General features: G+C 67.6%; 14 protein-coding genes. 11 read left to right on the top strand and 3 right to left on the bottom strand.

Annotated elements, in window-relative coordinates:
- The first annotated feature begins 37 nt into the window (after positions 1–37).
- Genes CLT74_RS19155 through CLT74_RS19145 form a run of 3 tightly spaced genes read left to right on the top strand, consistent with a single transcriptional unit; the run spans position 38 to position 2,156 of the window.
- Positions 38–472, top strand: coding sequence for a hypothetical protein (locus tag CLT74_RS19155; RefSeq protein WP_099847752.1), 435 nt, complete (start codon positions 38–40; stop codon positions 470–472).
- Entirely contained in the window at positions 469–1,410 is a 942-nt protein-coding gene (locus CLT74_RS19150) for an ATP-binding cassette domain-containing protein (RefSeq protein WP_099847751.1), read from the top strand. The genes CLT74_RS19155 and CLT74_RS19150 overlap by 4 nt, the downstream gene beginning before the upstream one ends.
- On the top strand, positions 1,407–2,156 hold the full coding sequence (locus CLT74_RS19145; RefSeq protein WP_099847750.1) for an ABC transporter permease: 750 nt from the start codon (positions 1,407–1,409) through the stop codon (positions 2,154–2,156). The genes CLT74_RS19150 and CLT74_RS19145 overlap by 4 nt, the downstream gene beginning before the upstream one ends.
- Here the strand turns inward: CLT74_RS19145 and CLT74_RS19140 are convergent.
- Entirely contained in the window at positions 2,140–2,385 is a 246-nt protein-coding gene (locus CLT74_RS19140) for a hypothetical protein (protein ID WP_199172221.1), read from the bottom strand. The genes CLT74_RS19145 and CLT74_RS19140 overlap by 17 nt on opposite strands.
- A gap of 570 nt (positions 2,386–2,955) precedes the next feature.
- Positions 2,956–4,002 carry a hypothetical protein gene (locus CLT74_RS19135; protein ID WP_143697190.1) on the bottom strand — a complete coding sequence of 349 codons (1,047 nt, stop codon included), beginning with the start codon at positions 4,000–4,002 and terminating at the stop codon, positions 2,956–2,958.
- A 392-nt stretch (positions 4,003–4,394) separates the two neighbouring features.
- Between CLT74_RS19135 and CLT74_RS30255 the strand changes: the two genes are divergently transcribed.
- Positions 4,395–7,331, top strand: coding sequence for a tetratricopeptide repeat protein (locus CLT74_RS30255; RefSeq protein ID WP_143697189.1), 2,937 nt, complete (start codon positions 4,395–4,397; stop codon positions 7,329–7,331).
- A 409-nt stretch (positions 7,332–7,740) separates the two neighbouring features.
- Here CLT74_RS30255 and CLT74_RS19120 read toward each other — a convergent pair whose 3' ends face one another.
- Positions 7,741–8,004: a hypothetical protein gene (locus tag CLT74_RS19120; RefSeq protein WP_099847746.1), complete on the bottom strand. Its 264-nt coding sequence runs from the start codon at positions 8,002–8,004 to the stop codon at positions 7,741–7,743.
- A 77-nt stretch (positions 8,005–8,081) separates the two neighbouring features.
- Between CLT74_RS19120 and CLT74_RS19115 the strand changes: the two genes are divergently transcribed.
- The 7 genes from CLT74_RS19115 (at position 8,082) to CLT74_RS19085 (ending at position 17,118) form a co-directional block, all read left to right on the top strand.
- On the top strand, positions 8,082–10,109 hold the full coding sequence (locus CLT74_RS19115; protein WP_099847745.1) for a P-loop NTPase fold protein: 2,028 nt from the start codon (positions 8,082–8,084) through the stop codon (positions 10,107–10,109).
- Complete coding sequence (locus CLT74_RS19110) at positions 10,045–10,836, top strand: hypothetical protein (protein WP_199172220.1); 792 nt, start codon at positions 10,045–10,047, stop codon at positions 10,834–10,836. Before CLT74_RS19115 ends, CLT74_RS19110 begins: the two co-directional genes overlap by 65 nt.
- A complete protein-coding gene (gene qatC / locus CLT74_RS19105) occupies positions 10,833–12,191 on the top strand; it encodes a Qat anti-phage system QueC-like protein QatC (RefSeq protein WP_099847744.1) in 1,359 nt (452 codons plus the stop codon). The genes CLT74_RS19110 and qatC overlap by 4 nt, the downstream gene beginning before the upstream one ends.
- 5 nt (positions 12,192–12,196) lie before the next feature.
- On the top strand, positions 12,197–12,940 hold the full coding sequence (locus CLT74_RS19100) for a TatD family hydrolase (protein WP_199172219.1): 744 nt from the start codon (positions 12,197–12,199) through the stop codon (positions 12,938–12,940).
- Between the two features lie 163 nt (positions 12,941–13,103).
- Complete coding sequence (locus tag CLT74_RS19095) at positions 13,104–14,489, top strand: hypothetical protein (protein WP_143697188.1); 1,386 nt, start codon at positions 13,104–13,106, stop codon at positions 14,487–14,489.
- Between the two features lie 26 nt (positions 14,490–14,515).
- Positions 14,516–16,048 carry a hypothetical protein gene (locus tag CLT74_RS19090; protein WP_143697187.1) on the top strand — a complete coding sequence of 511 codons (1,533 nt, stop codon included), beginning with the start codon at positions 14,516–14,518 and terminating at the stop codon, positions 16,046–16,048.
- A gap of 140 nt (positions 16,049–16,188) precedes the next feature.
- Positions 16,189–17,118, top strand: coding sequence for a hypothetical protein (locus CLT74_RS19085; protein WP_099847741.1), 930 nt, complete (start codon positions 16,189–16,191; stop codon positions 17,116–17,118).
- The last annotated feature ends 62 nt before the right edge of the window (positions 17,119–17,180 follow it).

Here is a 17,180-nt window from a genome sequence, read left to right as displayed (position 1 = left end):
GCCACCTGCCCACGTCAACGTCAAGGAGCTCACCACCGTGTCCGTCAACCTTTCCACCCAGGACAAACTCACGCTTCGCACGGCCGCGTACGGTGCGGTCGCGCTGCTGTCGGCCGCCGGAGCCGCCGGCGGCTCACCCCACAAGATCGCCACCGGAGGGTCCATCGCCGTGGCCTCGGCAACCGGCCTGGTCGGGCACGTGCTCGCGGAGAAGTCCACGGGTATTGACCTGGGCGGCAGGTCGGTGGCCGAGATCGCCGACCGCGTTCTGCCCGCCCTGACCGAGTCGATGCGCCTGCTCGCCGAGCAGGCTCCGGCCGAGGCCGACAACTTCCGCCGCACCGTCGTCGTCGCCCTCGACGCGGCCGTCCGTACCCGGCAGGGCGCACCCGGTCCCACCGTCGTCGACATGACCAACAAGATCATCGCGGCGCTCGACGCCGCCGAGGCCACCCCGGAGGTGACCACGTGACGACCCCGGCGATCTCGGTCTCCGGCCTGCGCAAGGCGTACAAGGACAAGACCGTCCTCGACGGCGTCGACTTCGACGTCCACGCCGGCACGGTGTTCTGTCTGCTCGGCCCCAACGGCGCGGGCAAGACGACGACGGTGAACGTGCTGACCACGCTGGTGCAGGCCGACGGCGGCGCGGTCCGGGTCGCCGGCCATGACCTTGCCACCGACGCCAAGGCGGTCCGCGCGGCCATCGGCGTCACCGGCCAGTTCGCGGCCGTCGACGAGCTGCTGACCGGACGCGAGAACCTCCAGCTGATGGTGGACCTCAACCGCGGGGTCGTCGGCGACGGCGAGCGGATCGTCGCGGACCTGCTGGACCGGTTCGAGCTGACCGCCTCGGCGGACAAGCCGACCTCCACCTACTCCGGGGGCATGCGCCGCAAGCTCGACCTGGCGATGACGCTGGTCGGCAATCCGCGGATCATCTTCCTCGACGAGCCGACGACGGGCCTGGACCCGCGCAGCCGCCGCACCATGTGGTCGATCGTGCGTGACCTGGTCGACGACGGCGCGACCATCTTTCTCACCACGCAGTACCTGGAGGAGGCCGACCAACTCGCCGACCGCCTCGCGGTGCTCGACCAGGGCCGCCTGGTCGCCCAGGGCACGCCGGAAGAGCTCAAACGCCTCATCCCCGGAACACACGTACGGCTGCGGTTCTCCACCGCCGCCGAACTCGACGCCGCCGCGGGGATCTTCACCGAGGCCACCCGAGACGACGACGCGCTGGCCCTGCGGGTGCCCGCCGACGGCGGCACGAAGTCACTGCGGGCCCTGCTGGACCGGCTCGACGAGCACTCCCTCAGCGCCGAGGAGTGCTCCGTGCGTACCCCGGACCTCGACGACGTTTTCCTCGCCCTGACCGGCCACGCCACGGAGGTCGACCCGAAATGAGCGCCCAGTCCCATTCGCTGGTCATGCTGCGTCGCAACCTCAAGCACCTCACCCGGAACCCGACCTCGGTGTTCAACGCCGTCCTGATGCCGATCATCATCATGCTGATGTTCGTGTACATGTTCGGCGACGCCTTCAGCGTCGGCGTGGACTACATCGACTACGCGACGCCCGGCCTGATCCTGCTGGCCGTCTGCTACGGGCTGGGAGCCACCGCGACGGCGGTGAACTCCGACATGACCAAGGGCATCATCAACCGGTTCAAGGCCATGGACGTCTCCCGCGGCGCGGTGCTGACCGGCCACGTCATCACCAGCGTGCTGACCAACATGATCGCCATCGCGGCGCTCGTCGGCGTGGCCTTCCTGCTGGGGTTCAGCCCGAAGGCGAGCCTGACCGACTGGCTCGCCGTGGGTGGCGTCGTCGTTCTGCTCGCGTTCGCGGCGGGCTGGTTCACGGTCGCGCTGGGACTGTCGGCGAAGTCGCCGGAGACAGCGGGCATGGCCGCCGTGCCGCTGGTCATGCTGCCGTTCTTCAGCAGCGCGATCGTACCGGCGGAGAAGATGGGACCGGGTCTTCGTCAGTTCGCCGAGTACCAGCCGTTCACGCCGATCATCGAGACCGTGCGCGGCCTGCTCGACAGCGCGCCCGACACCACCGACGCGGCCGTCGCCGTCGCCTGGTGCGTGGCGATCGCCCTCGTCGGCTACCTGTGGGCGCGTTCCGCCTTCACGAAGCGAGCGTGACCCGGGCGGTGTGGGGCGTTTGCGGCGCCGTCTCGGTGAACGTAATCCGACGAGGCGGCGCCGCAACGGGTCGAGAGCCCTTGCGCTCGGCACCTGACCGTCGCGGTCGAACGGCCGCCACCGGCATGTCCTTGTCAAAGCTGTCGAGGTCGATCGCGTCCTGGACCGAGGCATGTGGCGGCAGCGCCAGCGATTGGGTCAGGTAGCCGATACCGCCGGGGGTAATCACCGTCAGTTCCGAGGAAGACGCGGCACTGGTCCAGAACGGTGCGTGCTCTCCGGCGGATGCCAACCCGGGTGAACCGGTGCCAATGCGGTCGCCTCGGCCGACAGTCGGCCGCAACCCGGGGTTCGTGTGCTCCGGGCGTGGTCCTGGGCTGGCTGAACAGGGCCTCGGGGTTGTGGGCGAACGTGGACCACTCCCTGCCACCCCAGGTGAACCCCAGGTCGCTAGACTGTGCCCTCGCGCCCTCGTAGCTCAGGGGATAGAGCATCGGTTTCCTAAGACGACGCTCTATCTATACCCGGAGGCTGGCTACCTGCCGGTTCCTATTTTGTTTTCGTGTTAGTGGGTCGCACGCGCGCTTTGCTGTGCTCGGTTGCTGAAGATCAGCAGAACCGGCGTAGGTCCTGCTCAGGCCATGCTTCGGTCGCTTCTAACCCGACGCTCCGCCTGTGTCCCCAGGTTGATGACCTGCGCTTTCTTGCTTCCCGCCATTGCGTGCCGGTCGCTATGCGGCCCTGCTGCGATCGCTTGCTGAAGATCAGCCGGAGCGTTGCGGCTGCTGCGTGTACATGCTCATCGCTTCTTGCGACGACCCTTCCGTAGGGCCGACTCGGCTTCCTGGCGTCGACGGATGGCAGCCTCGTCGCGCTGGGGAACAATGGCCGCGTCCGAGATGCGGGGGCGCCGGCCCCTGCTGTCGCGGACTCGGCGAGCGCCAGCGACTCGCCACTGCTGCAGGACGGCGGGCAGGCTTTCCCGGGTACGGAACCACGACACAGCTGCTGCGGTGGAGGCGTCGCTCGCGTCTTCCCACTTGGCCATCATGTCGGGCTCGAAGAGGAACTTCGCCGCGAGTTGGAAGTAGAGGTCGTCTTCGGCCTCGGCGAACTTCTTCATCGCCTGCACTCGGCGGATCTGTGGGCAGAACGCCGCGCCGATGAACCATGTGGCGCCGGCCATGACCGCGCCTGAGTCCTCGCCCTCCTCCGGCGTTGGCGCGCAGAGAAGGTCCACGATGCGTTGCTCGGGGTCGTCGAGCTGGATAGGGACCTCGTCGCGGAGGGTGGCCTCGTACACGTGGCGGGCGTCGTCGGCGCCGGTGAGGCGGTGCGTGCGACGCAGCCCGGCCATCTCGAACATCAGGATGCTCTTGCCAACCTGGAGTTCGCTGTCGTGGCCGTACACGGCGGCGGTGCTGTCGAAGCCTGCCAGCACGAGCGTTTCGGCGCGTCGCTGGCCCTTGCGCTGTGCGTCGCCCAGCCGAGCGTGGGGCGACGAGACGAACGGGCACACCTGGGCGGCATAGAGCGCGCACACCTCGTGCACCGGCGCCTCGTTGAACGTGGGGGTCTCGCCCATGTGCTGCAACTGGTCGTCGAACGTGACTTGCCAGCGCAGCTCGTCGCGAAACGGCATGGCGCACACCGCGCACAGGTCGTAGGTGGCAAGAACAAGTTTGCGCTGCTCGGACAGGGCCCCGTAGTCCTCCTCGCCCGGCTCCTGCGGAATGACCGCGATGATCGGGTAACCGCGGGGATCCACACGGAGGTGCGAGCAGCGCACGGGCGCCTTTACCTCTGCGGGCCGGGTGCCAACACCTGCTTGGGAGCCAGTGACCACGCGCCTAATCTACGACCCCAGAACACCCATCCACCTGGCGGCCCAACGTGTCGGCTCGATCATCCTTCTACTGGTGGTCGCCCTCGATCTACGCTGTCGCCAGCGTCACCGCCGGTGGTATTGCAGGTTCGCCGCCACCGGCGGCCTACACGCCCTCAGCACGTTCGGCACATTGCGCCCCTGACCCGCAGCACGCTCGGCGGCTTCGGACTGGTCTCCCCATCGGCGCGGTGCTGGCCGGCGCATGGCTGGCGTGGCTGCTCGGCTTCGTGCGCGTCGTCAGAGCGGTCTCCGTCGGATGCCTGCGGCTTCGCGGGTCCCGCCTCTTGTGGGAGGCGAGGTACGGGGAAGCGGGTTTGCGGCTCTCCTAACGTTCCGGCAGCCTTGAGCCTGTGACTACTGCGGCACGGGGCGCAATCGGCGGATCGGCTGGCGAGGTTGGCAGCGCCCACCGGGCAGCGGCAGCCGCATTCATCGTGGTGCACGGCCTACTCGAAGAGGAAGTCCAAGGGCTCCTCCCGCAGGGCGGCGGCGCTCCAGTCTTGGTCAGGCTCGAAGTTGACGAGCCCACGGACGACATCTACTGCGAGTGTGCCCTCGGTCGTCGCGCCTGGGTACAGGCGAAGCACGAGCTAAGCGTGGGAGCCGACGGAAAGGGCCTCAAGCCGGTCATCGAACAGTGGGCCGGCATGATCCGCGATGGACGAGTCGAGCCCGGCGATGGCCTGGTACTGGCCGTGAGGCATCTGACGGGTCCACTCGAGGTTTTGAGGGCGGCACTCAATCGACGACGAGATCCCTATAGCGGAGCTCCAACCGGTGAGCAGCAAAACGCGCTGGACGTCGTGAGAAGGCAGTTTTATCTAGTAGCATCCGACCTCCCAACCGACGCCGCGGAGCGACTCCTGGACCACGCGGTGATCTGGCATGTGGATGCCGCCGACGCGGAGAACGTCCTAATCGGTGAGCCGGTACTTGGTCGGGATGCCCATCTGGGGGCTAGCTGGCTACGTTCCCTAGTCGAACAGCCGGATGTCGCAGCTAGAGCCATGGCGCTGCTTACGGTGGCCGCTCGCGCCTATGCAGCCCGCCGCTCCGGAGGCGACATGGCCGCCTGGCGCCGGGCGCTTTCCAGCGAGGGAATCCGAACCACCGCTTCTCCTCCAGGCTCCCGGATCGAGGCATACGGCCCCTTGAGTCTGGGCGTCCACCGTTGTATTGAGCTCAACAATCCCCACAAGTCAGAACTGCCGCCTTACGTTGAGCGAGAGCATGACTCGCGTCTGCGGGATATCGTCGACGACGTTATCCAGGGTGAGAGTCGCATGGCAACTTTAGTGGCCGGATCGTCCACCGGAAAGACCCGCGCTTGTTGGGAGGCGGTGCTCTATCTGAACGAGCAGCAGCCTGGCCGGTGGCGTTTATGGCATCCCTACAGCCCCACCCACGTAGATGCGGCTCTGGAGAAGCTAGACCGGGTCGGCCCCTACACGGTGGTGTGGCTCAACGAGGTGCGGCGGTACCTCGCTCCGACAGATCCTGAGGCGGGCGAACGTATCGCCGCAGGACTGCGGCGTCTACTCAACAGCCCCGATCGCGGACCAGTCCTGGTCCTCGCCACGGCTTGGCGGGAACACTGGAACGAACTGGTCCGTCAGCCCAGCCGCGACCGACCCGACTTGTATTCACAAGCCCGCGAGCTCCTGGCTGAAACCTGTATCGAGGTCGCTGAGGGCTTCACCGTGGAGCAACTGGCCACACTGCTGACGAGGGCCGAAGACGCCCGGTTGCGCCATGCCGCCGAACGTTCCGATGGTGGCCGCGTCACTCAATATCTAGCCGCCGCACCAGAGCTGGAGAACAAGTACCGCCTTGCCGAACCGCAGGCCCGGGCGGTAGTCGACGTCGCCATCGACGCTCGTCGCCTCGGCCATCCATCGGACATCCCACGAGACCTCCTCGAGAAGGCGGCGCATGGATACTTGGATGACCATGAGTGGAACCGGGCCCCGGATGACTGGCTCGGCGAGGCCCTCCGATACGCCAGCGAGGAGTGCCGGGGAGCAGTCAGCCTACTCACGCGTATACGACCACGGCCTCACCCAGCCGGGGGCAACGGCCGTCCCTCCTACCGGTTGGCCGACCATGTCGAACAGATCGGCAGCAGGGAGCGGGCGCTCAGGTTCCCGCCAGCCAGTTTCTGGGAGTCCGTTGCAGATGTCGTGGAAGACGCCAGCCTGCTGTTCACGATCGCCCGCCACGCGGACAACCGGGGCCGTTACCAGCGAGCTATAGCCCTCTATCTGCGGGCAGTGAGCAAGGGAAGCATGAGGGCGGTTACTCAACTCGTCCGTTTGTGGGAGCGTGCCGAGGATGCTGCCAGCGCGGAGGCGATCTGTATCGAGTTCCTTGACAGAGCGGATCCCGACATCCTGTACGTTTTGGCTCGACTGCGTCACCGGGGAGGCGAACTTGGTGCCGCTGAAGCGTTGTACCGGCAGGCGGCCGAGGGTGGGCGAGGGGAAGCGGTTGAAGACCTGACCGATCTCCTTTGTAGAGTGGGTCGCCGCGTCGAAGCAGAAGAGTTCGCAGCATATGCAGCCAAACTGCTGAAAAGAACTCATGGCCTCGTTCGCATGGCGCAGCTGCTAGAAAAGGCGGGTGACCTCGCAGGTGCTGAGAAGTTTTGCCGAAAAGCCATTGGCAATGGCAATAGCTGCGCACTTATCAGACTAGCCCGACTGCGCAAGAAAGCCGGCGATCTTTCTGCGGTGGAGCATCTCTACAGGCAGGCCGTGGACTCTGGCCACACGGGAGTGTTGGTCAGCCTCGCGGATCTGCGCGAGAGGCTAGGCGACTTCGCGAGCGCGGAGCTCCTTTACCAACAGGCCGTCGAAAAGGGCCACTACGGGGCCTTCGCCAACCGGGCGCGACGCCATTACCAGCTAAACGATCACGCGCTCGCCGAGCAGCTCGCCCGACAGGCCGCCAAGTACGGGGATCTTCGAACCTACGGGAAGCTAATCCGGCTACGGCTCAGGTCAGGTGACCGGGAGGGTGCCGAGCGCCTATGCGGACAGGCGGCTGAGTACGACCAAGATTGGGCGCTGACCAGACTGGCAGACATACGCGCTCACGATGGAGACACGGCGGGCGCCGAAAAGCTGACTCGGCAAGCGATCGAACTCGGCGTCCCTGGGGCAGTCGAGAGGCTAGCGAAGCTACGAGAGCGTGCCCACGATCCCGCAGCGGCTTACCGGATCAAGCGCTTCGGACTCGATGACAGCGGCCGCCCTGCAACCTCCCTGCCGCGCTACCTTGAGGTCTGACCAGAACCGCTTAGACCTGCAGAGGTGCTGTGCAGTGACACCTATCGGCCGAACACCTCGATGTGTGTCAGGGACTCTTGGTGGATCTTCTGGTAGGTGTCGGGGCTGACGTTACCCAGACGGCTGTGTCGTCGGCGGGGGTTGTAGAAGCCTTCGCTGTAGGAGAGGACCTCCATTTCCAGTTCGTGTCGGCTGGGCCAGGCGCGGGTGTATATCGGTTTCGGCAACGTGGCGCGTTTGGCCGCGCGTTCCGGGGGGTGGTGCCTCTGCGGCGCCCGCTACTCCGCTCGCCGGCCACCCGGGTGCCCCTCAGCAGCGTAAGGAGGCACGGCCGTGCCCGTCGGCCGGCTGCGGGGTGGCCCTGTGTGCCTCGCCGCGGGGCGACTGAGTACCGGCGAGGCATGTCGGGTCAGCGGATCGGTGCTGCTCGGGGGTCGGTGAGGTGTTTGGTGATGCGGAGCAGTACCCGGCCCGGAGCTGCGGTGACGAAGGCGGCCGTGTCGGCGAGCGCGCCGATCAGGGGCAGTCCGCGGCCTCCAATGGTCAGCGGGGCGGGGAGGTCGGCGTCGAGTGCGGTGTTGTCGGGGCTGCTGCCCCGGTTGCCGACCTCGCAACCGAACAAGGCGCCGACAGCTCTGGTACCGGTGAGTTCGGTGCCCTCTTGGTTGTCCACCGGCCCGCCGTGTATAGATGAGTGCTGCCCGCTCGTGTGGCGCGGCTACGCACGCTGGTGTGCTGGCGGAAGTTGTGATGTGGGCGGACAACGAGACCGACGAGGACCTGCTCGGGTTCGACTTCGTGGTCGACTCGTTGTTCGTTGCGTTGACCGAGCCGCGGCTGCTGCCGCTGACGATCGGGCTGCTGGGTGACTGGGGGTCCGGCAAGAGCAGCGTGCTGAAGATCGTGCATGCCGAGCTCGAAGCGCTGCGCGACGGCGACGAGCCCGGTCACTACGTCTGCGTCGAGTTCAGTCCGTGGCAATACGAGGACTACGACGACGTCAAGGTGGCGTTGATGGCCGCCGTCCTCGACCGCCTGGAACGCGAGGTCACTGACACCGAGGAGCAGGAGCGTGTGTCGTGGCTGCGGCGGAGGCTTCGGGCCTTCCGGGGGCGGGGCCGCACGTTTGGGCGGATGGCGCTGACCACGGCACCCGCGGCGCTGTCCGGGATGGCCGGATTCGTTGACCCGTCGCTGGCGTCGCCAGAACTGGTGCAGGCCGGGACATCCATTCTCGGCGCGGCGGCCGGCGCGGGCGAGCAGGCACTGCAGGATCCGCCGAACGACGCCGAGCGCAGCGTAGGGGCCGATCCGACCGGCGAGGTCCGCGCGTTCAAGGAGCAGTTCGCCACGCTGGTTGGCAACCTGAGACACGTGCGCGCCGTCGTCGTGCTCATCGACGACCTGGACCGATGCCTACCCGAGTCAGTGGTCGATACGTTCGAGGCGGTGCGGCTCTTCCTCAACAGCCCGAAGACGGCGTTCGTGGTGGCCGCGCACCAACTGGTGGTGGAGTCGGCGATCGACTCGCGGTATCCGGAGCTGCGCCGGGCCGACGGAAGCGGCATCGGTGCCGACTACCTGGAGAAGATGCTGCAGTTGAAGGTCACGATCCCCGCTCTGTCGGCGGCCGAGGCCGAGACCTACATGAACCTGCTGCTGGCCGAGCTGTGGCTGGCCGACGAGCAGTTCACCACCGTTCGTGAGACGGTGCGGCAACGACGGGTGCAGAACCCGCTCGGCGTCGGATTCAACCTGGGCGTTGCCGAGGCATGCCTCGGCGTCGAGGAGTTGCCGAAGCCGCTGGTCGACGACCTGATGTGGGCGGGACATATCGCGCCTGCGCTCACCGGCGGGCTGCGGGGCAATCCACGGCAGCTCAAGCGGTTCCTCAACAACGTGATGCTGCGCCTCCGCAGCGCGCAGCGGCGGTCGATCAACCTGAACCCGGCCGTGATCGCCAAGCTGCTGGTACTGGAGGAACAGCACTTCGGCGACTTCAAGAAGCTGTTCGACTGGCAGATGGCAGCCACGGGCACGGTCGAGCAACTGCGCCTGGCCGAGGCTCACGTTCGTGGCTCGGCATACCCAGCCAATGGCGATCAACCGGACACGCCAGCAGACGGGCTGGACCGAATCGATTCGGACGCCGAAGGCTCTAACCCGCCGGCCGTCCCGCGCTCACGGGTGCGGGCTCGCCGTGGTGGGGATCCTGATCCAGGACCGCGGTTGTCGTCCGAGGTCGCCGAGTGGGTCGGGCGGGAGCACATGCGGGCATGGCTGCAGCTGGAGCCGGCGTTGGCCGGCCACGACCTGCGACCGTACTTCACCTACGCACGGGACAAACTGTCCTTGGGTGTGGTGGCGGCGCGGCTGGCGCCTCGCCTGCAGGAGCTGCTGGCAAACCTGCAGTCCGACGTCGTTGCGACCCGGCGGGCCGCGGTGAACACGGTCACGACGCTGGAGGTCGAGGAACGCGAGCAGCTGATGTCGGCGCTGCTCGACGCCGTCGTCCGCAATCCCGCCGGGTTGGCACTTACCGCCGCTGCCGAGCTGGTGGCGCGCATTCCCGACGTTGTCCAGATCGTGTGCGAGGCGCTGATGCAGGTACCGGTGAGTGCCGTGCCGGCGCAGCGGGTTGCGTCGGTGGCGCGGAACCTTCCGCTGGGTCACCCGGCCGTGGTGGCGTTGCTCGATCGTTGGCAGGGCAGCGGTGTTCCCGGGCTGGAGCGGGCGGTCGCGACCGCTCGTCGGCTGGCGGCGCAGAGCGGTCGCTGATGGGAACCTCCGCCGACCGGACACCCGGCAGTGGTGGCGCCTGGACGCCCTGAAGTACGCCACCGCCTCCTACGTGCGCGGGCTCGGCTCGGGCGATGTCCGGCAGCGGGACCGCGCGCTACGGGTCCTGGCCCGACATGTTCCGGTGCTCGGCGGTGCCGGTGCGGCTGCCGGGTCGGCCAGCGCCGGTCGCGCCGGGATGCAACGCCTTGGCGGTCTGCTCGCCGGGATGGGCGGCCCAGGACTGGCGCCGACGCTGGAGGCACTCGGTCTGGCCGAGCTCGTCGGCCGGGACCGGTTCGACGTTCTCGACGGCCTCGTCACGCTCCTCGCCGGCGACGGCGACGACCTAGATTCGCAAGCCGCGCGTGACGCGGCGTGCGACGTGCTGGACGAGGTCTTCGCCGACGCCGACACTTGGCAGGATCTTGCCGCGGCGACCGTCACCCGCGACGACATGCAGGCCCTGCTGGAGATGTTCCTGGCCCGCTACATCTACAACCGGATGCCGGTGATCGCCGAACGGCTCGGGCGCCTGGCCGACCAGCAGGCGGCCCGGCAGGCCGACGCGGACATGCGCCAACTCATCACCGATCTGGTGGCGTTGCGCCTGCCTGAGGACCCGTTCACTATCGACTGGGCCGGATCGCAGGGCCGGCAAATCGCCGACGACACCATCGGCGCGGTCTACGAGACGCTGGAAGCCCTGGATGGGAGCGACGAGTGACCTCCTACCTGCTACGTACCGACCTTGCCCGTCCCCTGCCGCCTTCACCGGACGTCCGGATTCTGGACTGGGCGCCCGGCAACCGCGCGGCCACAATGCAGACCGGGGAGCGAGGGCCGGATTTCTTCGCCAGCTGGCGACCCACCCGCGCCGGCGCCGACCTCATGCTGCTGGGCGCCGGCGCCTACTGCGTTGACCGAACCGCCCGCCGACGCCCCACCGCAGATGCCTGGACCCGCACCCTGCAACTGCGGATGCCTGTCGCCGACGCTGATGCTTGGGTCAGCGCCAAGTGGCACACAGCGTTGGGCTTTTTGACCGGCGACGCCTGGCACATCGAGCCCTACTACGAACGCCGCCATCCACTCGCCCGAGTGCCAGGCGTTCCCAGAGACGACCGACCGGTGGGACTCGAAGCCGACGGCATCTGCCTGTTCTCCGGCGGCCTGGACTCTCTCTGCGGCGTCATCGACCTTCTCGAAGAATACCCGCAGCGACGACTCTGCTTGCTGTCACACCATGAGGGCGGCCAAGCGTCGACCGCCCAGATCGCCCTGCTGGGTGAGCTCGTCGCTCACTACGGCCGAGAGCGGATCACGTCGCGTCGCCTTTACCTGCGCCCGGCACCGTCGAACCAGTTCCAAGCCCGCCCGCTGCCCACCGGGCGGGAGAACACCACCCGGTCGCGGTCCCTGCTGTTCCTGTCCACCGCGCTGGCGATGGCCACCGCGACCGGGCCCGACGTGCCGGTGTACGTGCCAGAAAACGGGTTCATCGGCATCAACGTCCCGCTTACCAGAGCACGCGCCGGCAGCCTCAGCACCCGCACCACCCACCCGCACTTCATGCACCTGCTCGCCGAAGCCAGCAGTGCGGTCGGCGTGCCAAACCTGGTGATCAACCCTTACCGGCTGGCCACGAAAGGCGAGATGCTCGCCCAGTCTCGCAACCCCGGCCTCCTGCGACGGCTTGCCCCGCTCAGCGTTTCCTGCGCCCACCCCGAAACCGCTCGGTACGCCAAGCGGCCCCAAGGCAACTGCGGCTACTGCTTTCCGTGCCTCATCCGCCGGGCGTCACTGGCTCACGTCGGCTGGGACACTGACACCTACGCTTGGAATGTGCTTGCCGAGGGCGCGCTCCTTGATCCCCGTACCCGGCGCGGGGCAGACCTCCGCGCCATCATTAGCGGCGCCTTCACCGACCGCCCGGACCGCGACATCCTGCGCAACGGGCCGCTTCCACGCGGCGAAGGGGCCGCATTCCTCCGGGTCTGGCGTCAGGGTCTGGTCGAACTGCGGACCTGGCTCGAACAAGGCGCCAAGGGCGGTCTCGCTGCCCTGCTGGGCGCCTCGTGATCCCAATGCTTCTCGACACCCACTGCCACATCGACGTCTACCCGGACCCGATCGCTGTGCTCAACGAAGCCAAAGCGGCCGGTGTCCACGTCGTCGCGGTTACCGAGGATCCCGGACGCTTCCGGCTCCTCCGCACCCGGCTCGGCCGGCGAGATGGCATCCACCTTGGTGTCGGCCTGCATCCCCTCCGTGTCACCACCCACTACCGCCGTGACCTGGACCGGCTGAGCCGCCTGCTGCCGAATGCCGACTGGGTCGGCGAAGTAGGGCTCGACTTTTCCAAGGCAGGCGCCGCTACAAAGGCGCTGCAGATGGAAGCGTTCGAGGCGCTGCTCGCGATCGACGCGGTCCTCGGTAAACCGATCACCGTGCACAGCCGTGGCGCTGAACGCGACACGGTCACCCGGCTGCTCCAAACGAATGTGGTCGCCGTCCTGCACTGGTACACCGGATCCATCGCCGTCGCCGAGCAAGCCGTCACCGGCGGACTCTGGTTCTCGGTGAATCCTGCCATGATCCGGTCATCCCGGGCCGGTGGTCTGCTCCGGACAATCCCTCCGCGCCATGTCGTACTCGAAACCGACGGACCATACGCCCGCTGCGCCGGGAGACCGGCACACCCAGCAGACCTACCAGCCGTCGCCGAACACCTTGCTGGTGTCTGGGGCCTTCCCCGCGAAGCCGCCCTAGCGCAGGTCGCTTCCAATCAGCAACGGCTCGCCGCGATGCTCCGACCCGAGTCGGCTTGAAGTCGATTCTGAGCACCTACAAACGTCCGCTCCGCCCTGGGCAGCCGGCCAAGACGACAGTCTGAGTAGCGTGACCCCACGGAGCGCCTGACTGCCGCTCTCCGGCCGGGTTGCTCCGCCTTCGGGATGTTCAACGTTGGGCCAAGGCATCAGAATGGGCTGCGTGGCAGTTTCGCCCGGCACGGCAGATCCGACCGGCCCCGATGGCAGCCCTCCCGTCCATACGGTCCCCGGTACCTCAGCCACGCGAGGTGGCCTCTCTGGTGCTGACTACGTCAAGTACTCCCGCAACGCTCCAACGACGGACGGCGGGTCGGACGGCCGGTGGATCGCCGCAGACGAGTCCGGCTGGGATGGCGAGGCCCTTTTTCAGGCCACCGAGCCGTACATGACCATCGGTTCGGTCGCCATCGACGACGGCGACGCCGCCACGGTGCTGGCCCTGCTGCGCCGCGACGCCGGTATCCAGCAGGCCGGTGAGCTGAAGTTCAGCCACTTCGCCGGGGGCGGTAACCAGCGGCGGCTTGAGGTGCTCGCCAGAGCGCTGCGGCCCGGCGGCATGCTTGCCGGCAGGGCGAGCATCTTCATGATCGACAAGCGGTTCTTTGTCGCGGCGAAGATCATTGACCTGCTCCTTGAAGAGCATGCGCACAAGAACGGTATCGACCTGCACACGGACGATCAGGCTCGGCGGTACGCACAGAAGCTGATCGAAGAGGGCCCGCGGGCGCTTGGGGCGCCCATGTTCGACGAAGTGGTCAGAGTGTTCGTCCGCTTCGCCGGCATCCGCAACCGTGGACAGGCGTTGGTCGAGGTAGCCGAGTTGTTCCGGGTACTCGATGCCGCCGAGCACCGATCGCGACGCCGGGCGGTAACGGACATCCTGAGCATGCTGCTGCGGTGCCGCGCGCAGGCTGATGAGCTGCAGAAGACGATGCTTGAACCGGACTTCCTTCTGGCGATGGAACCGTTGATCCCGGCGATGCCCGCCGTGCTCAACGAGTGGTCACGGCATATCGGGCCGGCAAGCCTGCTCATGGACGCCCACAAGGTTTTGACCGACGACCGCATCGACATCTTGTGGAAAGCCATGACGGCGGGTCACCCAGACTTTCGATTCCTCTGGACTGGCGTCAGGCCGCGAGGGGTGGCACGGGGTGACTCATCGGATCATCCGTCGATCCAACTCGCCGACCTCGTAGCGGGGGCAGGACGCGCCGTGGCGCACTTTCACGAAGGCTTGACCACCTCCACCGCAGAAGTCGGCGCCGCACTCGCAACCAGCGTTGCACCGCTCATCACACCGCACAGCCTGATCGCGCACGACGAGCCCGCCCGCTTCTCCCGGCCAAAAGAGTCGAGGGGCCACCCGGCTACAGGCTCGCAGTTCGCAGACGGCCGGGTCCTGTTCGGTGTCAACGCCGGTTCAACCTTGACCCCTCTGTTCGGGCGGGTTCCGAAACCACGGGTCGGTTTCAGGCGGAGCCGACAGTTCGGTTCGTTCTTCGGTTCGGGCTGCCGTATACGGCCGTGTCCAGCCCTCATCTAGGACGCCGTGCCCCTTACTGTCGGGTGGTGCAGCGATGGAATTCGCTCAATGAGCGGCAGCTCGACCTGCTTCGCCGGATCCACGGCGGCGATGACCTCAGCGGCCCGGACGGCGTCGAGTACCGCCGGTCGGCGCGTGCGCTCCAGGACCGGAACCTGGTGACGGTGACACGCAAGGCAGGGGTGTGGAGGGCGTCCTCTACCGACGCCGGTCGCTTCTATCTCGAACATGGCCACCATCCCGATCATCCAGACCACCGTGCTTCCCACCCGCGGCCCGAGACACCGGCACCTAGCGGCATCGCCGGCGGCGCTTCGTCGGCGGACCTGCTGCGATCGGCTCGCGAACTGCTCGACCGCCTACAGCACGAGGGCGGCATGGTCCGTATCGAGAGTCCCGACAGTGAAACGCGGGCCCGGTACCGCCGGATCATTCACGCGTTCAAGCAGCAGGGACTTGTGCCATCGGGTCACCACCTCCGCCACACTGGCCGCGACGCCGGGGACATCGTCATCCGCCTCTACACCGACGCCGGCCCGGACGAGACCGACTGGAACCGGATCCGGCTCAACACCCGACGTGTCACCACCGACCCGCATCTGGCGTTCAGCGCCCTCGAAGCCGATCCGACCAGCCTCGCCGTCAGCTCGAACCTACTGCCCCGGGCGTTGCTGCTGATCCGGCACCTCGCCGGCGAGGCGGCCCGGCGTGGGCACCGGCTCGGGGTCAACACCAAGGCGAAACACCCGCGGATGTTCCTCCAGGCCGGGCAGGTTCGACGCACGGTCACCCTGACCGAGGAACGCGACCAGGTCCCGCACGAACCCAGCGCCGAGGAGCTGAAGGTGCTGCGCCTGCGGCCGTGGATGAAACCCGCGGAGTTCGACGTCGTCGCCTCCGGCAGGCTCCGCTTGGAGATCGCCCGGGCCGGACACGACAACCGGGACACCTGGACCGACACCGCACGCGTACGTCTGGAACGTCGCGTCGCGCAGATCATCCAAGGGTTCGAGGCTGGCGTCACCACCGACGAACAGCAACGGCGGGCAGCCGAAGCCGCGCGGGAGAAAACCGCGGCCGAACACCGGCGGCGGCAGGAGGAAGCAGCGGCCGAGCGCAGACGGCAGGAGGAGGCCACCCTCGCGCAGTGGCACGCCGCGATGGCCGACGCCCGCGCCCGGGCCGCCGAAAAGATCCGCGCGGACACCTTCGGTAACGCCTACCAGGCGTGGACCACCGCAGCTGACATCCGCGCGTTCTGCACCGCCCTTGAACAGGCGGCCGAGGGGCGGAGCGGCGCCGGCGGGTACCTCGCCAGCTGGGTCGCGTGGGGCAGGGCCGCCGCCGACCGGATCGATCCCGTCCGCAGTCCCCGCGTGCTGGCTGACATCGACTACAACCCCGAACCCGGACCCGACGACCTACGCCCGTTCCTCGGTGACTGGAGCCCCCACGGGCCACGCAAGGAGCACCGCCCTGATCACGACCGGCAGGCCCACGCCGGCATCCGCCGACAGGCCGAATCCTGGCACCACGGGCTGCTCGACCGCGGCGCCTGAAGTGCGTCCACACCTCAACCTCCACCACACCCCGGCCGGATGCGCACGAGCCTGCGCCGGGACCTGCCGCCATCGCGGCGCGAACCGCCAGCACGACCCGGTACCACGCAACAAGCGACGCTTACCCGAAGGACGGCTGGATGAGAATCGACCCCTCCCACTTCACCGTCGGCGACGAATGGGCGTACCGGCAGTCGGACCACGCACCGTCCGAACGCGTCCGCATCCTGGCCGTCGAGCCGAAGAAGACCAGCGCCCGCCTCGAGACCAGATTCCTCGACGACCCCGACAAACGGGTGGAGAAGGTCCCCGGGTCGCGGCTGCGGGTGCCGTGGAACGAGGTCGGGACCTTCGACGCGCTGATGGCGAACTGGCAACTCATCGACGACCTGAGCCTCGACCGCACAGAGGAAGCCTGCGTCGAGGAGATCTTCGGCCTCTTGATCAGCGATGACGTAGCCGAACTGCTCTGGTCCCGGGTGTCATGCGCCACCGACATCCACGACAGGGCCCGGCTGAGCGAGATCATCGGCGGCCCGGTCGACGACATCCTCGCCTCGGCTGAATGGTTCGACCACGACGGCCGGACCATCCTGTCACCGGCCGGCACCCTCCAACTGGTCGAGGCCGCGTGCCGCGCCCATCCGACCCAGGTCCTCGACCTCGTCATCGAGCAGGAAGCCCAGTCCCGGCACAAATGCAAGTTCGGCGATGACTACCGCGTCGGCCGCGACAGCCGGTCGACGACACCGGAATGGGAGTACGACTGGTACCGCCGCCACGACCGGCCCCGTCACGAACTAGTACGCCAGTGGTGCGGCCACCGAGCAGTCACCCACCACGAACGGTTCCTCGCCGCCGAAGCCGAAACCCACCGCCTCGACATCCTGGTAACCGACCTCCTCAAGGCCCTGGACAACCTCGGCGAACACGAACAGGCCGCCCGCTTCGCCGAGGAACACGAACGCGACCGCATCACACCCCACACGATCCGCCCCGTGGTCGAACGCCCCCTACACCCCTCCGAGATACCCGTACGCGAGATCAAAGTCAGGAGCCGCTGGTGGTGAACCCATGCGCGACGTGGACCTTGAGCCTTTTCCAACCTGATCTTGCAGGTCAGCACCCCCGC

The organism is Verrucosispora sp. CNZ293, from assembly GCF_002754655.1.
The sequence above is the reverse complement of the archived record's forward strand: the minus strand, read 5'-3'. Positions and strand labels throughout refer to the sequence as shown.

What these genes read in the sequence shown, in the direction of transcription:
- CLT74_RS19100 (WP_199172219.1), top strand. Translation starts at nt 12,197, where the DNA reads ATGCTTCTCGACACCCACTGCCACATCGACGTCTACCCGGACCCGATC.
- CLT74_RS19085 (WP_099847741.1), top strand. Translation starts at nt 16,189, where the DNA reads ATGAGAATCGACCCCTCCCACTTCACCGTCGGCGACGAATGGGCGTAC.
- CLT74_RS19115 (WP_099847745.1), top strand. Translation starts at nt 8,082, where the DNA reads ATGTGGGCGGACAACGAGACCGACGAGGACCTGCTCGGGTTCGACTTC.
- CLT74_RS19145 (WP_099847750.1), top strand. Translation starts at nt 1,407, where the DNA reads ATGAGCGCCCAGTCCCATTCGCTGGTCATGCTGCGTCGCAACCTCAAG.